The organism is Fulvivirga imtechensis AK7 (assembly GCF_000331535.1).
GTDB classification, from domain to species: Bacteria; Bacteroidota; Bacteroidia; order Cytophagales; family Cyclobacteriaceae; genus Fulvivirga; species Fulvivirga imtechensis.
The window spans coordinates 1-1,047 of the sequence record NZ_AMZN01000202.1 but is presented as its reverse complement, the minus strand read 5'-3'; the positions used below and the strand labels follow the sequence as shown (position 1 = coordinate 1,047).

General features: G+C 42.1%; 3 protein-coding genes. All 3 read left to right on the top strand.

All coding sequences use genetic code 11. From position 1 onward, the window contains the following. The coding region (locus C900_RS27775; RefSeq protein ID WP_245558498.1) for a hypothetical protein at positions 1-216 on the top strand (216 nt) is incomplete at its 5' end. Next, positions 206-538 carry a type II toxin-antitoxin system RelE/ParE family toxin gene (locus C900_RS27770; RefSeq protein WP_009583831.1) on the top strand — a complete coding sequence of 111 codons (333 nt, stop codon included), beginning with the start codon at positions 206-208 and terminating at the stop codon, positions 536-538. The genes C900_RS27775 and C900_RS27770, both read left to right, overlap by 11 nt. A 49-nt stretch (positions 539-587) precedes the next feature. After that, positions 588-977: a helix-turn-helix domain-containing protein gene (locus C900_RS27765; RefSeq protein WP_009583830.1), complete on the top strand. Its 390-nt coding sequence runs from the start codon at positions 588-590 to the stop codon at positions 975-977. Positions 978-1,047 lie beyond the last annotated feature (70 nt).

The window sequence follows — 1,047 nt, the reverse complement described above, 5'->3', positions numbered from 1 at the left end:
CTTATTCCCACTAATATGAAACAGATAACCCTAAATATCGCAGATAACAAGTTCAAAGCTTTCCTGGAGTTTATTAAAACCCTGGACTATGTGAAGGTGGAAGATGTAGAAGAAAAGGCACTGGAAGAACTGCAAAGCAGCCTTAAACAAGTAAAACTCATGAAGGAAGGTAAACTCCCTAAACAATCCGCCCAAGACTTCCTCAATGAGCTATAATGTAATACCAACCCCAGATTTTAAGAAGCTCTTTAAAAAGCTGGCTAAAAAATACCCCTCTCTAAAATCTGACCTGCAAAAACTTGTTGACACGCTCTCTGAAAACCCTGCTACCGGCACCAATCTTGGTCACAACCTCTATAAAATCCGTATGGCCATATCTTCAAAAGGTAAAGGTAAATCCGGTGGGGCAAGGGTAATTACTTTTCTTGTTACAGAAGATCAGGAAGTATACCTGGTATATATCTACGACAAAAGCCAACTAGAAAACCTCACAAAAGACCAGATAGTACAACTGCTTGATAAGGCTGGACTCGCCTAGACCCTTCTATAAGTTTTTTGAGCTTCTGCTTTAAAGAAAACCTTCTTATTTGCGACCGAAAGGCATTTGTCCCAATATTGGGACACTTTTTTGGGATTTGATTGGGGTGTTGCACGGACGCTATGAAAGAGGTGCTGCAAAACCGACTATTGAAGTAGCTTCTAAAATTGCCAGGATATTAGGTGTATCACTGGATTATTTGGTAGGCAATACGGATATGGAACTGGACAAAACAGTAATTGACCGGGTGGTGGAGATCCAGAGCTTGCCCGATGAAGATAAAAGCCCTATCCTTTACACGCTTGATAACTGTTACAAAACGCTCGTACCAAAAAGGCTTTCGCAAAATAAAAAGCCCTGCATCCCTGAAAGGCTTCTCTGTTCATCACTCACCGAACTAACTTCCGCGCCAGGCAGCACCCCCGGAATGGCATCGTAAAAAAAACTGCTCCCAACTGAACGGCTTTCACTTTTCATGTACCGGGTCACAGACCCTCTTGATCATTTGA